Source organism: Cupriavidus sp. PB-02 (assembly GCF_058252315.1).
Genome location: NZ_CM177694.1, coordinates 1,619,321 through 1,636,099, shown reverse-complemented (window position 1 = coordinate 1,636,099; position 16,779 = coordinate 1,619,321). Strand labels below are relative to the sequence as shown.

Genomic DNA, 16,779 nt, shown 5'->3' with positions numbered 1-16,779 from the left:
CATGAGCCTCTCTGACTCCTCCACCGCCTCGCCGCAAGACAATGGCGACGGCTGGTTCGCGCTTGACGCGGCCTCACCCTCCCCCATTGCCCTCTACGATGTGGCCGCCATCCGCCGCATCGAGAGCGCCGCGCTGGGGCAGTTGCCCGCCTTCACGCTGATGTCCCGCGCCGGCACTGCCGCGGCGCAATGGCTGGCGCAACACGCACCGGCAGGACCGCTGCTGTTCCTGGCCGGCCCCGGCAACAACGGCGGCGATGCGCTGGTGGCCGCCACACAGCTGCACGGCGACGGCCGCGCGGTGCAGCTGTGGCTGGCCGCCGACCCCGACCGCCTGCCGGCCGATGCCGCCATCGCCTGGCAGCAGGCGCGCGCAGCAGGCGTGCCGGTGCGCGTGGTGGCGACCATGGACACCTCGCATGACATTGACTGGCCCGCGGACACCGCCGCACTCGTCGACGGCCTGCTCGGCATCGGCCTGAACCGGCCGGCTGGCGGCGCCATGGCGTGGTGGATCGAACAGGTCAACCGCAGTGCCTTGCCGGTATTCGCGCTCGATATCCCCAGCGGGCTGTTCGCCGACACCGGCGCCGGTGCGCCCGCCATCCGCGCGCAGCGCACGCTGACCTTTATCGCCGCCAAGCCGGGCCTGCTGACACTGGACGGGCGCGACTGCGCGGGCGCGGTGGATATCGCACCGATCGGGCTCGGGATTGGGCACAACGCCCCGCTGGCCGAGGCGCCCGATGCCATGGTCAACGGCCCCGCCCTGTTTGATGCCGCGCTGCCGCGGCGCCACCATGCCAGCAACAAAGGCACACATGGCTCGCTGGCGATCGTTGGGGGCAATCTCGGCATGACCGGGGCGCCGCTGCTGGGCGCGCGCGCGGCGCAGTACCTGGGTGCGGGCAAGGTGCATATCGGCTTTCTGGCGCAGTCGGCGCCGCTGGTCGATCCGCAGCATCCCGAGCTGATGCTGCATCCGCTGGACGGATTGCCACTGTCCTCGATATCAGCGCTGGTGATCGGCCCGGGCATGGGCACGGACGCCAACGCGCACCGGCAGTTCGCGCGCCTGCTGCAAGGCGCTCCGGTGCCGCTGGTGCTCGATGCCGATGCGCTGAACCTGCTGGCCGCCGATCCGGCGCTGGCGGGCGCGCTCGCCGCCGGCGGCGCACCGTGCGTGATGACGCCGCACCCGCTGGAGGCCGCGCGACTGATGGGCGCCCCCGTTGCCGAGATACAGCGCGACCGGCCCGCTGCTGCCGCGGCGCTGGCGACGCAGTGGCAAGCCGTGGTGGTGCTGAAAGGATCGGGCACCGTGATCGCCGCGCCTGACGGCAGCCCTTGCACGCTGAACCCGACCGGCAACGCGGCGCTCGCCAGCGCCGGCACCGGCGATGTGCTGGCCGGCATGCTGGGCGCACTGCTGGCACAAGGCATGCCGCCGCTCGCCGCGGCGCAGGCGGCGGTGTGGATCCACGGCCGCGCCGCCGATGTGCTCGTCGCGCAAGGCACGGGCCCCGCCGGCGTCACCGCGAGCGAACTGTATATGCCGGCGCGATCCGTATTCAACCAGTTGCTGTCCGGAGCCGGCGCATGACGGCGCGCGCGGCACTGCTGCGCGATCCGGCCGACCGGCGTCACCTGCTCACCGGCATCGCGCTGCTGGTGGTCGGGCAATGGATCCTGAGCCTGCTCGACGCCACCAGCAAGACCCTGACACAGCAAGGACTGCCGCTGGTGGCGGTGGCATGGGTGCGCTATGTCGGCCATGTGGTCGCGATCTTCCTGCTGCTCGGCCCGGCCGGCTGGCGCCGCCAATGGCGCCCCGCGAAGCCCGGGCTGCAATGGCTGCGCGGCGGGCTGATGCTGGTGTCGACGCTGGTGTTCTTCAGCGTGCTGATGCTGATGCCGCTGGCGCAGGCCACGGCGCTGAACTTCTGCGCGCCGCTGTTTGTGGTGGCGCTGTCCCCGTGGCTGCTGGGCGAACGCCCCGGACGCCATGCGCGCTGGATGCGCTGGACCGGCGTGGTGGTCGGCTTTGCCGGCATGCTGGTGGTCGTGCGCCCGGGCGGCCAGTTGAGTCCGCTCGGCGTGGGCCTGGGCCTGGTATCGGCGCTGGTGTTCGCGCTAATGCAGATGCTGACGCGTCGCATCGCCGCGCACGATGCGCCGATAACCACGCTGATCCAGAGCGGCGTAACCGGCGCCTGCCTGACCACGCTGATCGTGCCGTTCTTCTGGTTCAGCGCCTGGCCCACGCCGCTGCAATGTGCGCTGCTGCTATCCGCGGGGATTACCGGGTCCCTGGGCCACTACTTCGTCATCCGCGCCTTCCAGTACGCCGATGCGTCGTTCCTCAGCCCCTTCCTGTACCTGCAGATCGTGTCGGCCACGGTGATCGGCTACCTGGCCTTCGGCCAACTGCCAGACTGGACCACCGCGGGCGGTATCGCCATCATCTGCGTGGGTGGCCTGTGCGTCGCGGGCGGCGAGCCGGTGCTGCGTGCGGTGGCCAGTCGCCTCGGGGCCGCACGCCGTCAGACAATGTCCGATACTTAGCTGGCATGCCGCCTGCTATGTTGCATGTGGTAACGACTTGCGTGCGCCGTCAGCCAAAGTGCGCCGGCGTAAGCGATATACTTTCAATGGTGCGCCGCCGGGCGCACTCGCGCTCCTGCAACTTCCTCGCCCTGCATGCCCACTGACCTTCACGCCTGGAATGCCCTGCTGCGGCACCACGACACCCTTCGCGACGCACAGATGCGCGACTGGTTCGACGGAGAAGGCGCGCAACGCGTCGCGCAATTCTCGATGGAAGCCGCCGGGCTCTATCTCGACTACTCGAAGAACCGCATCACGCCTGAGACCATGCGGCTGCTGGTGCAGCTCGCCGCCGAAGCCGGCGTGCCAAAGCGTCGTGACGCGATGTTCGCCGGCGAACACATCAACACCACCGAGGATCGCGCAGCGCTGCACGTCGCACTGCGCGCCACCGCCGGCGCCGGCTACAAGGTCGACGGCGAGCAGGTCATGCCGGCGATCCAGAAGGTGCTGGTGCGCATGCGCGACTTTTCCGAGCGCGTGCGCAGCGGCGCCTGGAAAGGCGCCACCGGCGAGCGCATCACCGACGTCATCAATGTCGGCATCGGCGGCTCCGACCTGGGGCCGCGCATGGTGTGCCGCGCGCTGTCCCACCTGTCCGACGCCGACGGCCAGGCCGGCCCGCGCATGCACTTCGTCTCCAATGTGGACGGCACCGACCTGGCCGAGACGCTGGTGCGGCTCGATGCGCAACACACCCTGGTGATCGTCTGCTCCAAGACCTTTACTACGCTGGAAACCATGGCCAATGCGCGCAGCGCGCGCGCCTGGTTCGTTGCCAACGGCGTGGCCGAGGGCGATCTGGCGAAGCACTTCGTCGCGGTCTCGACCAATACCGACGCGGTGCGCGAGTTCGGCATCGACCCGGCCAATATGTTCGAGTTCTGGGACTGGATCGGCGGGCGCTTCTCGCTGTGGTCGTCGGTCGGCCTGTCGATCACGCTGGCGGTGGGCTTCAATGCCTTTGCCGACCTGCTGGCAGGCGGGCGCGCGATGGACGAGCACTTCCGCACCGCGCCGCTGGAGCGCAACATGCCGGTGATCCTCGGCATGCTGGGCATCTGGTACCGCAATTTCTGGCACCTGCCGACCAGTTGCATGGCGCCCTACTCCACCTCGCTGGAACTGTTTCCCGCGTTCCTGCAGCAGCTGGAGATGGAGAGCAACGGCAAATCGGTGCAGCTCGACGGGCAGCGCGTGCGCACCCATACCTCGCCAGTGGTGTGGGGCACGGCCGGCACCAACGGCCAGCATGCCTACTTCCAGCAGATCCACCAGGGCTCGCAGGTGGTGCCGGTGGACTTCGTCGCGCCGCTGGTACCGCCGCGCCGGCTGCCGGGCCATCATGCCAAGCTGCTGGCCAACTGCTTCGCGCAGGCAGAGGCGCTGATGCGCGGGCGCAGCGCCGATGAGTTGCGCGCCGCCGGCCTGACCGATGAGGTGCGCATCGCGCATATGGTGTTCGACGGCAACCGGCCCAGCAATATGCTGCTGATGGAAGACCTGACGCCGCATGTGCTGGGCGCGCTGATTGCGCTGTACGAGCACCGCACCTTCGTGCAGGGCGTAGTCTGGAACATCAATTCGTTCGACCAGTGGGGCGTGGAGCTGGGCAAGATCCTGGCGCGCCCGATCGAGGCCGAGCTGACCGGCGACAGCACGGGCCAGCACGATGCATCGACCTCGGCGCTGATCGACCGCGCCCGCGCGGTGCTGAAGGCCGGCGCGGCGAGCTAGACCGCTGCCAGGCCGCTAGACTTCCGCGCCCATCCATTCGTCGCTGGCCACGCGGCCCGCGTCGATGGTCAGGATACGGGCGCAGCGCGCCGCCACCGAGCGGTCGTGCGTGACCAGCACCAGCGTAGAGCCGGCATCGCGGTTGAGCTCGAACATCAGCGCGATCACTGCTTCGCCGGTGGCGGTATCGAGGCTGCCGGTCGGCTCGTCGGCAAACAGGATATCCGGGCGCGCCACGAACGCGCGCGCCAGCGCCACGCGCTGCTGCTCGCCGCCCGACAGCGTGCGCGGGTAGTGCCCGAGCCGCGCGCCCAGGCCCACGCGCTGCAGCATGTCCACCGCGCGTTCGCGCACCTGCGAGGTTTCGCCGCGCAGCTCCAGCGGCAGCATTACGTTTTCCAGCGCGGTCAGGTGAGCGACCAGCTGGAACGACTGGAACACGAAGCCGACATGGCGGCCGCGCAGCGCCGCGCGTTGGTCCTCGTCGAGCGCATACAGGTCCTGGCCCTGCAGGTGCACGGTGCCGGCGCTGGGCAGGTCCAGCCCCGCGAGCAGCCCGAGCAGCGTCGACTTGCCCGATCCGGATGCCCCCACGATGGCGAGCGTTTCGCCCGGCGTGACGGAAAAGGACACGTCGTGCAAAATCGTCAGCGAACCTGTCGTGTCGGCAACGGTCTTTCCGAGAGACTCGACGGCGAGAATGGAAGAGGACATGGATATAAGGATCCGAGGCAAATGGCGCAGGCTGCTGCTGGCAGGCTGCATGGCACTGACGATGTCGGGGGCGGCCCAGGCCGCTGCACCGGCGCTGCTGGTGCTGGGCGACAGCCTGTCCGCCGAATACGGCATCACGCGCGGCACGGGCTGGGTCACGCTCCTGCAGGACCGGCTGCGGCAGGAGCGCTTCGATTATAACGTCGTCAATGCCAGCATCAGCGGCGAGACCACCATCGGCGGCAAGACGCGGCTGCCGGAGCTGCTGTCGCGGCATCGCCCGGCGATCGTGGTGGTAGAGCTCGGCGCCAACGACGCATTGCGCGGGCTGCCGCTGCAAACCACCGAAGCCAATCTGCGCAATATCGTTACCACCGCGCAGAAGGCCGGCGCCGGCGTGCTGCTGATTGGCATGCGTATCCCGCCCAACTATGGCCAGGATTACACGGAGAAGTTCGTCTCGCTGTACCCGAAGCTGGCCAGCGAATACAAGGTGCGGCTGGTGCCTTTCTTCCTCGACAAGGTCATCACCCGGCAGGACTGGTTCCAGCCCGACCGCATCCACCCGACCGCCGCGGCGCAGCCGGCGCTGCTTGAGACGGTGTGGCCGCAGCTCAAGCCGATGCTCAAGCGCAGCGGCACGAAATAAGGGGCCCTGACGGTGCCTGTAAAAGTAAAAACCCCTGCCGCTTCGGCAGGGGTTTTTACTTGCAGCGTTGCGCCGGCGCTTACTCGCCGCCCTGCGCCTGCGAACTACCAGCCGGCGTCAGCAGCTCCACCTTCGAGCGCGCCTTCAGGCTTTCATAGAACGCCTGCAGGTCGGTCTGGCCGGCGAGCTGCGACAGCTGCTGCGCTTCGGCCTGACGTTGCCCCGGGTTGGCCTGCGCCGGCTGGTTGACCTTGGTGATGCGGTAGATCGCATAGCCCTCGGCACCCAGGTCGACCCCCACCACCGCCGGCAGCTTGGTCACATCGGCACGCATCACCGCTTCCACGGCCTTGGGCGGGACGCCTTCGGCCTTGGCGCGCGCCACGGTCTGCACCGCGCCGAAGCCGGTGGCGTTGTCGGCCTTCTTCAGCGCCTCGAGCCGCGCTTCGCCTTCCTTGCGTGCCGCCTCGGCAGCCTGCTGGGCGATATAGCCCTCACGCACCTTGGCTTCGACTTCCTCGAATTTGCGCACGGTCGCCGGACGGTATTCGACGATGCGCGCGGCCACCAGCGTATTGGGCGCGACCTGGATGGCCTCGGTGTTGCGCTTGTTCTTGATGGCGTCGTCGCCGAACAGCGCCTTGAGCACCTTCTCGTTGTTGAGCGGATTCTGCGCGCCCAGTGCCGGGTTGGGCTGGCGCGTCACGTTGTCGGCGGTCTGGATGGACAGCTTGAACTTGTCGGCGGCCGCCTTCAGGCTGTCGGCCTGTTCGTAGACGGTGTTGCCGAAGGCGTCGGCCTGCTCGGCGAACTTCTTGTCGGCGAACTGCTTGCGCAGCTCCGCTTCAAGTTCCGGGCGCACCGCATCCAGCGGCTTGGTTTCCGACGGCTTGATGCCGGTCAGCTTGATGATGTGGAAGCCGTAGTCGGTTTCCACGACGTCGCTGATCTGGCCGTCCTTGAGCGCGTACATGGCGTCCTCGAACGGCTTGACCAGCGCGCCGTGTCCCATGAAGCCCAGGTCGCCGCCCTTCTCGGCCGAGCCCGGATCCTGCGACTGCTTCCTGGCCACGTCGGCAAAGGTCTCGGGATGCTTGCGCAACTCTTCCAGCAGCTTGGTTGCCTTGTCCTTGGCAGCCTGGCGCTCGGCGGCAGGCGCATCCTTGGGCGCGACGATCAGGATATGGCTGGCGCGGCGCTGCTCATCGGTGCGGAAGCGCGCGATATTGCTTTCGTAGTACGACTTGAGCTCTTCCGGCGTGACCGTCTGCGCTGCGGCCAGCGCCTCGCCCGACAGCACCAGGTATTCCACCTTGGCCTGCTCCGGCACCGAGAACTCCGCCTTGTGGCTGTCGTAGTAGGCTTTCAGCGCGGCCGCGTCGGGCTGCACCTTGGCGGTGTAGCTGGCCGGCTTGAACAGCAGCATCTGCACGTCGCGCTGCTGGTCGCGCACAGCGATCAGGCGGTCAAGCAGCGACTTGGGCACGAAGGCAGTGGCGGCGATCGACGCGCCCAGTTGCTGCGTGGCCAGTTCGAAGCGCATGCGGGCATCGAACTGCTCGGGCGACATGCCTTGCGACTGCAGCAGCTGCAGGTAAGCCTTGTCGTCGACCTTGCCATCCGCCTTGCGCGGCAGCTGCGCGATCGCCGGCAGGCTGTTGATCTCTTCGAGCAGCTTGGCGTCGGACACGGTCAGGTGCTCGCGCGCCACTGCACTGGCCATCACGCGCTGCAGGATCAACTGCTCCAGCACCGCCTTGCGCGCCTCCGGGCCTTCGAACTGGCGCGGGTCATAGCTGGCACCCAGGATCTGGCGCGCGCGCTCGCTCTGGTCGCGTACCACGTTGTCGATTTCCTGCACGCTGATGGCGCGGCCATCGACCTTGGCGGCGTCGTGCGAGCTGTCCATGAAGCGCGAGTAGCTCTCCACGCCGAAGAACACGAACGACGGGAAAACAAGCACCAGCAGCAGCAAGAGCATCAGGCGCCGGTTGTTGCGTACGAAATCAAGCATGCGGATTCGGGTAGTGGATTGGCACGAAGGACAAACTCCGCGATTCTAGCAGGAGCCGGTGGGCGCGCGCCCTTTGTGCAGGGCGGGAAACATGGCGTGCAATGGAAAACGCCCGCTGACGCGGGCGCTTCGAAAAACTTGGCGGAGTGGACGGGACTCGAACCCGCGACCCCCGGCGTGACAGGCCGGTATTCTAACCGACTGAACTACCACTCCTTTGTCGGTGCTTCCTGCCAGCGTGGTACCGCGCTTGCGATGGGGAGCGGTGGTGGGTGCTGAGGGGCTCGAACCCCCGACCTACGCCTTGTAAGGGCGCCGCTCTACCAACTGAGCTAAGCACCCGCTCGACCATCGCAGGCTGGCTGCCTGCAGGTTGCTTGTCGCTCCGCACCTCGCGGCAGATGCCGTGGTTTGCGTTGCGAGGGCGCAAGTGTAATACAAGAGATTTCAGTTTGCCAAGGCCGTGCGCATAAAAAAACGCCGCCGGGCATTGCTGCCCTGCGGCGTTCATTTCACGCGGCTAAACCCGCGAACTACGTCAATGATGCAGTCGCTCGACCTTGGCCGCGGCCTTGTCCGCCACTTCGGCGGGCTTGGCATCCTCTTCCGACAACGGCTCGGGCTTGCGCTCGAGCGCCAGTTCCAGCACCTTGTCGATCCAGCGGACCGGCACGATCTCGATGGCGTTCTTCACGTTGTCGGGGATCTCGGCCAGATCCTTGACGTTTTCCTCCGGGATCAGCACCAGCTTGATGCCGCCCCGGTGGGCTGCCAGCAGCTTCTCCTTCAGCCCGCCGATCGGCAGCACCTCGCCGCGCAGCGTGATCTCGCCGGTCATGGCGACATCCGCACGCACCGGGATACCGGTCAGCACCGACACCAGCGCCGTGGTCATGGCACCGCCAGCCGACGGCCCGTCCTTGGGCGTAGCGCCTTCGGGCACGTGGATGTGGATGTCGCGCTTCTCGAACATCTCATCCGTGATACCCAGGCGACGTGCCCGCGAACGCACCACCGAACGTGCGGCCTCGACCGACTCCTTCATCACATCGCCCAGCGAACCGGTGCGCGTGATGTTGCCCTTGCCCGGCATGATCGCGGCTTCGATGGTCAGCAGGTCGCCGCCCACCTCGGTCCACGCCAGCCCGGTCACCTGGCCCACCTGGTTTTCCTTGCCGGCCAGGCCGAAGTCGTACTTGCGCACGCCCAGGAATTTGTCCAGGTTCTCGGAATCGACCTTGATCGTGCCCGACTCCTTCTTCAGCAGCAGCAGCTTGACCACCTTGCGCGCGATCTTGGACACCTCGCGTTCCAGCGAACGCACCCCCGCTTCACGCGTGTAGTAGCGGATGATGTCGCGGATCGCACTTTCGGCAACCTCGATCTCGCCTGCCTTCAGACCGTTGTTCTTGATCTGCTTGGGCAGCAGGTAGCGCTGCGCGATATTGACCTTCTCGTCCTCGGTGTAACCCGACAGGCGGATCACTTCCATACGGTCGAGCAGCGGCGGCGGGATGTTGAGCGAGTTCGACGTCGCCACGAACATCACGTCGGACAGGTCGAAGTCCACTTCGATGTAGTGGTCCTGGAACGTGTGGTTCTGTTCCGGGTCCAGCACCTCGAGCAGCGCCGACGACGGATCGCCGCGGAAATCCATGCCCATCTTGTCGATCTCGTCGAGCAGGAAGAGCGGATTGCGCACGCCGACCTTGGACAGGCTCTGCAGGATCTTGCCCGGCATCGAACCGATATAGGTACGGCGGTGGCCGCGGATCTCGGCCTCGTCACGCACGCCACCCAGTGCCATGCGCACGAACTTGCGGTTCGTCGCGCGTGCCACCGACTGGCCGAGCGAGGTCTTGCCCACGCCGGGAGGCCCGACCAGGCACAGGATCGGCGCCTTCACCTTGTCCACGCGCTGTTGCACCGCGAGGTACTCGAGAATGCGTTCCTTGACCTTCTCCAGGCCGTAGTGGTCTTCATCCAGCACGCGCTCGGCGTTGGCGAGGTCGTTGTTGACCTTGCTCTTCTTGCGCCACGGCAAGTTCACCAGCGTGTCGATGTAGTTGCGCACGACGGTGGCTTCGGCCGACATCGGCGACATCAGCTTGAGCTTCTTGAATTCGGCGTCGGCCTTCTTCTTGGCTTCCTTCGGCATGCGCGCAGCCTTGATGCGCTTGTCGAGTTCTTCCAGGTCGGCGCCTTCTTCGCCCTCGCCCAGTTCCTTCTGGATGGCCTTGACCTGCTCGTTCAGGTAGTACTCGCGCTGGCTCTTCTCCATCTGGCGCTTGACGCGGCCACGGATGCGCTTTTCGACCTGAAGGATGTCGATCTCGCCCTCGAGCTGCGACAGCAGGCTTTCCAGGCGTTCGGTCACATTGACCATCTCCAGGATCTTCTGCTTCTGCTCGAGCTTGATCGGCAGGTGTGCGGCGATGGTATCCGCCAGGCGGCCTGCCTCGTCGATGCCCGACAGCGAGGTCAGGATCTCCGGCGGGATCTTCTTGTTGAGCTTCACGTACTGGTCGAACTGCGACACGATCGCGCGGCGCAGGGCCTCGGTCTCGGCGCTTTCGCCAGGTGCGGGCGGCACGGGCACGGCTTCGCACATGAAGTGCGAATCGTCCTCGCTCACCTCGCGGATGTTCGCGCGCTGCGTACCCTCGACCAGCACCTTCACGGTACCGTCGGGCAGCTTCAGCATTTGCAGGATATTGGCGATGCAGCCGACCTCATACAGGTCGTCGGCGGTCGGCTCATCTTTGGCCGCCGTCTTCTGGGCCACGAGCATGATGCTCTTGCCCGCCTCCATCGCAGTCTCAAGCGCCTTGATGGACTTCGGGCGTCCCACGAACAGCGGGATCACCATGTGCGGAAACACCACCACGTCGCGCAGCGGCAACAGTGGCAGGCGAATCGGCTCGGCCGGGAGGAGTTGTGTTCCGGACATCATTTTCCCCAAGTCAGTCTATTAAGGCGTAAATTGGGCCGCCCGAATCGATTACAAGATACGTGCCAATCGATTCGCCAAGGCAGGCAGATGCCGCTCCCTGCACTTGCAGGCCCCTCTGAAACAGCATACCCGCGTTTCCTCCTTCTCGTCGGCCGAATAAAGAAAAAAAAGCCGCTCGCTTCTACGCGAACGGCCTTTCCGCCTTGCTGCCGGTGTGGTCCTGACCACTTCACCACGCTGGCAGCCTCGCGTCAGTTGGACCCTGCCACTTTGGGCTGCTGCTCCTCGTACATCAGCAGCGGTGGTGCATCCCCGTTGATCGTATTTTCATCGATCACCACCTTCTGCACGCCCTTGTAATTAGGCAGGTCGTACATGACGTCCATCAGCGACTGTTCGAGAATCGAACGCAGGCCGCGGGCGCCGGTCTTGCGGCGGATCGCCTTGCGGGCGATGGCCGACAGCGCGCCGGGACGGATTTCCAGCTCGACCCCTTCCATCGCCAGCAGCTTCTGGTACTGCTTGACCAGCGCATTCTTGGGCTCGACCAGGATCTGCATCAGCGCGGTCTCGTCCAGCTTGGCGAGCGTGGCGACCACCGGCAGGCGGCCGATCAGCTCGGGAATCAGGCCGAACTTGATCAGGTCTTCCGGTTCGGTCTGCGGCAGCACTTCGCTGGCGTCGCGCTCTTCCTTGCTCTTGACCTGCGCGGCAAAGCCGATGCCGGTCTTGTCCGAACGCTGCATGATGACCTTTTCCAGGCCATCGAACGCGCCGCCGCAGATAAACAGGATGTTGGTCGTGTCGACCTGCAGGAAGTCCTGGTTCGGGTGCTTGCGGCCACCTTGCGGCGGGACCGACGCCATCGTGCCTTCGATCAGCTTGAGCAGCGCCTGCTGCACGCCCTCGCCCGACACGTCACGGGTGATCGACGGGTTGTCGGACTTGCGCGAGATCTTGTCGATCTCATCGATGTACACGATGCCGCGCTGCGCCTTCTCAACCTCGTAGTTGCAGTTCTGAAGCAGCTTCTGGATGATGTTCTCGACGTCCTCGCCCACGTAGCCGGCTTCGGTCAGCGTGGTCGCGTCGGCGATCACGAACGGCACGTTGAGCAGGCGCGCCAGCGTCTGCGCGAGCAGCGTCTTGCCCGAGCCGGTCGGCCCGATCAGCAGGATGTTGCTCTTGGATAGCTCGACATCGTCCTTCTTGCCGAGGTGCTTGAGGCGCTTGTAGTGGTTGTAGACCGCGACGGCCAGGATCTTCTTGGCCTGTTCCTGGCCAATCACATACTGGTCCAGGCTTTCCCGGATCTCATGGGGCGTGGGGAGGTCGGAGCGCGCGGCCGCGGCGCCGTCTTTCTCGGATGCAGTGGCCTCGTCGCGAATGATCTCATTGCACAGGTCGATGCATTCGTCGCATATGAACACCGACGGGCCTGCGATCAGCTTCTTCACCTCATGCTGGCTCTTGCCGCAGAAGGAGCAGTAGAGAAGCTTTTCGCTGGATGAACCTTTTTTGTCCGCCATAGGAATCAGTCACTTTTGCAGTGCGCACACCGCGGGGCGACAGGCTCCTCGGCGATACGCTTCAAACGGATCATACGCCAAAACAATTGGCACCACCGGCGGTTCCCCCCGGCTGTGGGGCAAAAGCAAAAAACGAGGCACGAGGCCTCGTTCCGGTGTAGCCTTCGCCATTTTGGGCAATGCTGCGGCGCCCGGCCGGCCGCTTGAAACGGCTGGCCCGGTATACCGTGGCGACCGCCGCGGCTTGCGTCCCGGCGGCCATCGGCATCAGCCGCGGCGGGCGATGACCTTGTCCACCAGGCCGTAGTCCACCGCCTGGTCGCCGCTCATGAAGTTGTCGCGATCAGTGTCGCGGGCAATCTTCTCGACCGGCTGGCCCGTCACTTCCGACAGGATGGTGTTGAGCCGCTCGCGCAGGTACAGGATCTCGCGCGCCTGGATCTCGATATCCGAGGCCTGGCCGCGCGCGCCGCCCAGCGGCTGGTGGATCATGATGCGCGAGTTGGGCAGCGCGAAACGCTTGCCCTTGGCACCGGCCGCCAGCAGGAAGGCGCCCATGCTCGCCGCCATGCCCATGCACAGCGTGGACACGTCGGGCTTGATGAACTGCATGGTGTCGTAGATCGCCAGCCCCGCCGATACGGAACCGCCCGGCGAGTTGATGTAAAGCGACACGTCCTTGTCGGGGTTCTCGCTCTCGAGGAACAGCAGCTGGGCCACCACCAGGTTGGCGGTCTGGTCGTTGACCTCGCCCACCATGAACACCACGCGCTCCTTCAGCAGGCGCGAATAGATGTCATAGGCGCGCTCGCCCCGGCCGGACTGCTCGACGACCATCGGCACCAGCCCGAGACCCTGGGTATCCAGTGCCGAAGCCTGCGTGGTGGCGAGACGGTCAAGCAAATCATTGCGGGTCATGCAGGTTCTCCATGGATTCGTCGAATGACAGGCCCGATTGTAAAACTCGGTGGAACCGGCCCGCCCCCGCGCCGCAGCGCGGGACGGCGGGTCATCCCCGGCCTCAGGCTTGTTGCTGGTTGCCGTCGGCGGTGAGTTCCTCGAAGGACACCTTCTTGTCGGTGACCTTCGCCTTGTCGCACACGAAATTTACCACGTTGTTTTCGAGCACGTAGGCTTCCATTTCGGCCAGACGCTGCTGGTCGCCGTAGTACCAGCGCATGACTTCCTTCGGGTCTTCGTAGCTCTTGGCGAAGTCCTCGATCTCAGCCTTGATCTGGTCAGCCTTGGCTTCCAGGCCGTTGGCCTTGACGATCTCGGCCAGGATCAGGCCCAGCTTGACCCGGCGCTCGGCCTGCTGCGCGAACATTTCAGCGGGGATCGGCATGTCCTTGGCGTTGGGCATGCCACGCTGTTCCAGGTCGCGGCGGGCCATCTCGACCAGGCGCTCCTGGTCCTGCTCGATCAGGGCCTTGGGCACGTCCAGCTCGCTGGCCTTCAGCAGCGCTTCCATGACCTGGTCCTTCAGCATGGAATGCGTGCGGCGCTTCACTTCGCGCTCGAGGTTTTCGCGGATGTCGGCGCGCATCTTCTCGACGCTGCCGTCGGCGATGCCCAGCGACTTGGCGAAGGCTTCGTTGACTTCCGGCAGGTGGGCCCACTCGATCTTCTTCAGGGTCACCGTGAACTCGGCGGTCTTGCCGGCCACTTCCTTGCCGTGGTAGTCCTCCGGGAAGGCCAGCGGGAAGGTCTTGCTTTCGCCGACCTTCAGGCCCAGCGCGGCCTGCTCGAACTCGGGCAGCATGCGGCCTTCACCCAGCACGAACGGGAAGTCTTCGGCCTTGCCGCCGGCGAACTCTTCACCTTCGATCTTGCCGACGAAGTCCAGCGTAACGCGGTCGCCGTTCTGGGCGGCGACGTCGGCACCGCCGTCGCCATGCTCGCCGGCTTCACCGCGGGTGTGGTAGTGCACGCGCTGCTTGCGCAGGATGTCGATGGTCTTGTCGACTTCGGCATCGGTGATTTCAGTGGTGGTGCGGGTCACCTTGGCAGCCGCCAGGTCGCCGATGGTCACTTCCGGGTACACCTCGAACATGGCGTCGAATGCGACTTCGTCCTCGCCCACGCCTTCGGTCTTGACCTCGAACTTGGGCTGGCCGGCAACCTTGACGTCCTGCTCCTTGGTGAGGTCGAAGAACTTGCGCGCGGCCTTGTCGAAGCGCACTTCGAATTCGACCTGCTGGCCGTACTGCTTCTCGACCATCTTCATCGGCACCTTGCCCGGACGGAAGCCCGACATCTTCACGGTCTTCGACAGGCGAACCAGGCGCTCCTGCTTTTCCTTTTCCACTTCGGCCTTGGGGATGGCCAGGGTCACCTTGCGGTCCAGCTTGCCGAGGTTCTCAATCACGTTCGACATGGTCGTAGATCCAATCCAGAAATGTAGTTGTGTTCGTAGGTGCTACTGCTTGCGCGCGTACCGGCCTGTGTTGCGGCACTGGCGATTCGGCCAGGCCATGGCACCGGCGCACGGAAAGCTCCGCGCAAACGGAAAACGGGGATTATCGCACGGTTTTCATTCGCTTCCGGCAGTTTTTACCCGGAACGGGCATGGAACCGCACTGCCGGAGGGCTTGCCACTATCCCGCCTGCCCGTGCCGCAGCGCACGCAGCAGCAGGCGTGCCGGATCCACGGCATCGGCCAGGTCGGACTCCAGCGGCAGCGGCTCGCCCTCGATCTGGCTGGCCAGCAGTTCGCCGCCCAGCGCGGACCAGGTGAGGCCGCGCGACGCATAGGCAAGGGCCGCGTACAGTCCCGGCATGCGCGGCAGGTCGCGCAGGTGCGCGCCGCGCAGCGACGCGGCGTGTGCAACCGCGGCTGCCTCGTCGGGCACCTGGCCGATCAGCGGCAGCCGGTTGTGCGATACCGTACGCACGCCCACGTAGCCGGCAAGCGTTGCGGGATCGATGCCGGCCACCGCGTCCGCCTGCCGCGGCAGCAGCCCGGCCAGGCGCGCCAGGTTGGCGGCGTGGACTTCCGGGCGCTCCACCAGCGGGCCTTCGTCGGCATCGTAGCTGGAGCCGACGCGGCCGGTGCCGTCGGCGGCACGCGGCAGCAGGTAGCCGGCTCCGGTCACCACGCAGTCCGGCCAGCCGCCGATCGCATCGACCTGTGCCGGCGCTAGCGTGGTCAACTGGCCGCGCACGCGGCGAATGGTCCAGTGCTGCCGGGGCAGCAGTTGCTGCGCCTCGTGCGCACTGGCCAGCACGAGCACGGGTGCCGACGCCAGCACGCTGCCGTCTTCCGCCCTCGCCTGCCACTGCTCGCCGTCCCGCGCGATCGCGGCGACGCGGCAGCCGAAGCGCGCTGTTACCGCATTGCCCGCGCGTGCCAGCTGCGCGGCGCAGATGTCGGGCGGCGCCACCCAACCGCCGTCCGGGAACCACAACCCACCGCGCGGCACGCCCGCCCGGTGCGACGCGGCGGCCTCTTCGGCTCCCATCCAGCGCACGAACGACTCCGGCAGGCCCATCGCCGCCAGCGCGGCGCGCTGCGCCTCGCTGGCGGCTTCATCCTCGCCAATCTGCAGCACGCCGCAGCCATGCCAGCCGACCGGGTGCCCGGCCTCGGCCAGCGCCGCCCAGGCGCGCAGCGCGTATTGGTTGCCGGCGCGGGAGAGCCGCGACAGCAGGGTGTCGTCCGCGGACAGGTGCGCATGCATGGCCGCGGCGCGATGCGCCGAGGTCAGGCGCGCCGGCCCGCCGTGGGCATCGAACAAGGTCACGTGCCAGCCGCGTGCGGCCAGCCGCTCGGTCACGCCACAGCCGGCAAGCCCCGCACCGATCACGATGGCATGCCGCTGCGGCCATTGGCCCGCCAGCGGCGGCGCGTGGCGGCGCGCTTTCCATTGCGGACGGAACCGCGCCACCGTCATGTCGCGCTTGCCGCCGAAGCCCGGTGCCTTGCTGACCTCGAAACCCACTTCCCTGAGCCCGCGCCGCACGAAGCCGGCCGCCGTGTACGTGGCCAGCGATGCGCCGGGCCGCGCCAGCCGTGCCAGGCCGCGAAACACTGCCGGCGACCACATGTCGGCATTGCGCGCGGGCGAGAAGCCGTCCAGGTAGAAGGCATCGGCTCCTGCCACCAGCCGCGGCAGCATCTGCTCCACGTCGCCCAGCGCCAGCGTCAGCACCACCCGCCCGCCGTCGAAGGCCAGCCGGTGCAGCCCCGGCAGCGCCAACGGCCATTGCGCCTGCAGCGCCTGCGCCAGCGGCTGCAGCCCGTCGAGACCGGCGTGCAGCTGCGCCAGCCCCTCGCGGGTAAAGGGGTGTTTTTCGATCGAGATGAAATGCAGCGTGCCGCAGCGCTGCGCATCGTCGCGCCAGGCCTGCCAGGTCGCCAGGAAATTCAGCCCCTGGCCGAAGCCGGTCTCGACGATGACGAACTGGTGCTTGCCTGCCCACCCCTGCGGCAGCGCATTGCCGCCGAGGAAGACATGGGCGGCCTGCGCCAGCCCGCCTTCGGTACTGTGGTAGACGTCGTCGTAGCGGGGGGAATACGGGGTGCCTTCGGCAGACAGGATGGGCTCGGCGGGCTCGAGTGCGCGCGGCATGGGAT

11 protein-coding genes and 2 tRNA genes are annotated in these 16,779 nt (G+C 66.6%); 4 read left to right on the top strand and 9 right to left on the bottom strand.

Annotated elements, in window-relative coordinates:
• Position 1 precedes the first annotated feature (1 nt).
• The 3 genes from AC10V3_RS07865 to pgi all read left to right on the top strand — a co-directional run bounded on the left by AC10V3_RS07865 (position 2) and on the right by pgi (position 4,344).
• On the top strand, positions 2-1,603 hold the full coding sequence (locus tag AC10V3_RS07865; RefSeq protein WP_022534561.1) for a bifunctional ADP-dependent NAD(P)H-hydrate dehydratase/NAD(P)H-hydrate epimerase: 1,602 nt from the start codon (positions 2-4) through the stop codon (positions 1,601-1,603).
• Positions 1,600-2,565, top strand: coding sequence for a DMT family transporter (locus tag AC10V3_RS07860; protein WP_022534560.1), 966 nt, complete (start codon positions 1,600-1,602; stop codon positions 2,563-2,565). Before AC10V3_RS07865 ends, AC10V3_RS07860 begins: the two co-directional genes overlap by 4 nt.
• A 135-nt stretch (positions 2,566-2,700) precedes the next feature.
• A complete protein-coding gene (gene pgi, locus AC10V3_RS07855; protein ID WP_022534559.1) occupies positions 2,701-4,344 on the top strand; it encodes a glucose-6-phosphate isomerase in 1,644 nt (547 codons plus the stop codon).
• 15 nt (positions 4,345-4,359) lie between these two features.
• On the opposite strand, the gene AC10V3_RS07850 is transcribed toward pgi, so the two are convergent.
• Complete coding sequence (locus AC10V3_RS07850; protein WP_022534558.1) at positions 4,360-5,058, bottom strand: ABC transporter ATP-binding protein; 699 nt, start codon at positions 5,056-5,058, stop codon at positions 4,360-4,362.
• Between AC10V3_RS07850 and AC10V3_RS07845 the strand changes: the two genes are divergently transcribed.
• Positions 5,057-5,707, top strand: coding sequence for an arylesterase (locus tag AC10V3_RS07845; RefSeq protein ID WP_022534557.1), 651 nt, complete (start codon positions 5,057-5,059; stop codon positions 5,705-5,707). The genes AC10V3_RS07850 and AC10V3_RS07845 overlap by 2 nt on opposite strands.
• 79 nt (positions 5,708-5,786) lie before the next feature.
• On the opposite strand, the gene AC10V3_RS07840 is transcribed toward AC10V3_RS07845, so the two are convergent.
• From AC10V3_RS07840 to mnmC, 8 genes are all read right to left on the bottom strand, one after another.
• On the bottom strand, positions 5,787-7,721 hold the full coding sequence (locus tag AC10V3_RS07840; RefSeq protein WP_349604614.1) for a SurA N-terminal domain-containing protein: 1,935 nt from the start codon (positions 7,719-7,721) through the stop codon (positions 5,787-5,789).
• 139 nt (positions 7,722-7,860) lie between these two features.
• Positions 7,861-7,937, bottom strand: a tRNA-Asp gene (locus AC10V3_RS07835).
• Positions 7,938-7,987: 50 nt separating this feature from the next.
• Positions 7,988-8,063: transfer RNA gene (locus AC10V3_RS07830), tRNA-Val, on the bottom strand.
• 196 nt (positions 8,064-8,259) lie between these two features.
• Positions 8,260-10,671 (bottom strand): endopeptidase La, encoded by a 2,412-nt coding sequence (gene lon, locus AC10V3_RS07825; protein WP_022534555.1) that lies wholly within the window; start codon positions 10,669-10,671, stop codon positions 8,260-8,262.
• 254 nt (positions 10,672-10,925) lie between these two features.
• Positions 10,926-12,203: an ATP-dependent Clp protease ATP-binding subunit ClpX gene (gene clpX / locus AC10V3_RS07820; RefSeq protein WP_022534553.1), complete on the bottom strand. Its 1,278-nt coding sequence runs from the start codon at positions 12,201-12,203 to the stop codon at positions 10,926-10,928.
• Positions 12,204-12,470: 267 nt separating this feature from the next.
• The gene (gene clpP / locus AC10V3_RS07815; RefSeq protein WP_022534552.1) at positions 12,471-13,121 is read right to left on the bottom strand and encodes an ATP-dependent Clp endopeptidase proteolytic subunit ClpP; all 651 of its coding nucleotides are present in this window, start codon (positions 13,119-13,121) and stop codon (positions 12,471-12,473) included.
• Between the two features lie 103 nt (positions 13,122-13,224).
• Entirely contained in the window at positions 13,225-14,580 is a 1,356-nt protein-coding gene (tig, locus tag AC10V3_RS07810) for a trigger factor (protein WP_490923459.1), read from the bottom strand.
• 220 nt (positions 14,581-14,800) lie between these two features.
• Positions 14,801-16,774, bottom strand: a complete 1,974-nt coding sequence (mnmC, locus tag AC10V3_RS07805; RefSeq protein ID WP_349604618.1) for a bifunctional tRNA (5-methylaminomethyl-2-thiouridine)(34)-methyltransferase MnmC2/FAD-dependent 5-carboxymethylaminomethyl-2-thiouridine(34) oxidoreductase MnmC1 — start codon at positions 16,772-16,774, stop codon at positions 14,801-14,803.
• Between the last annotated feature and the right edge of the window lie 5 nt (positions 16,775-16,779).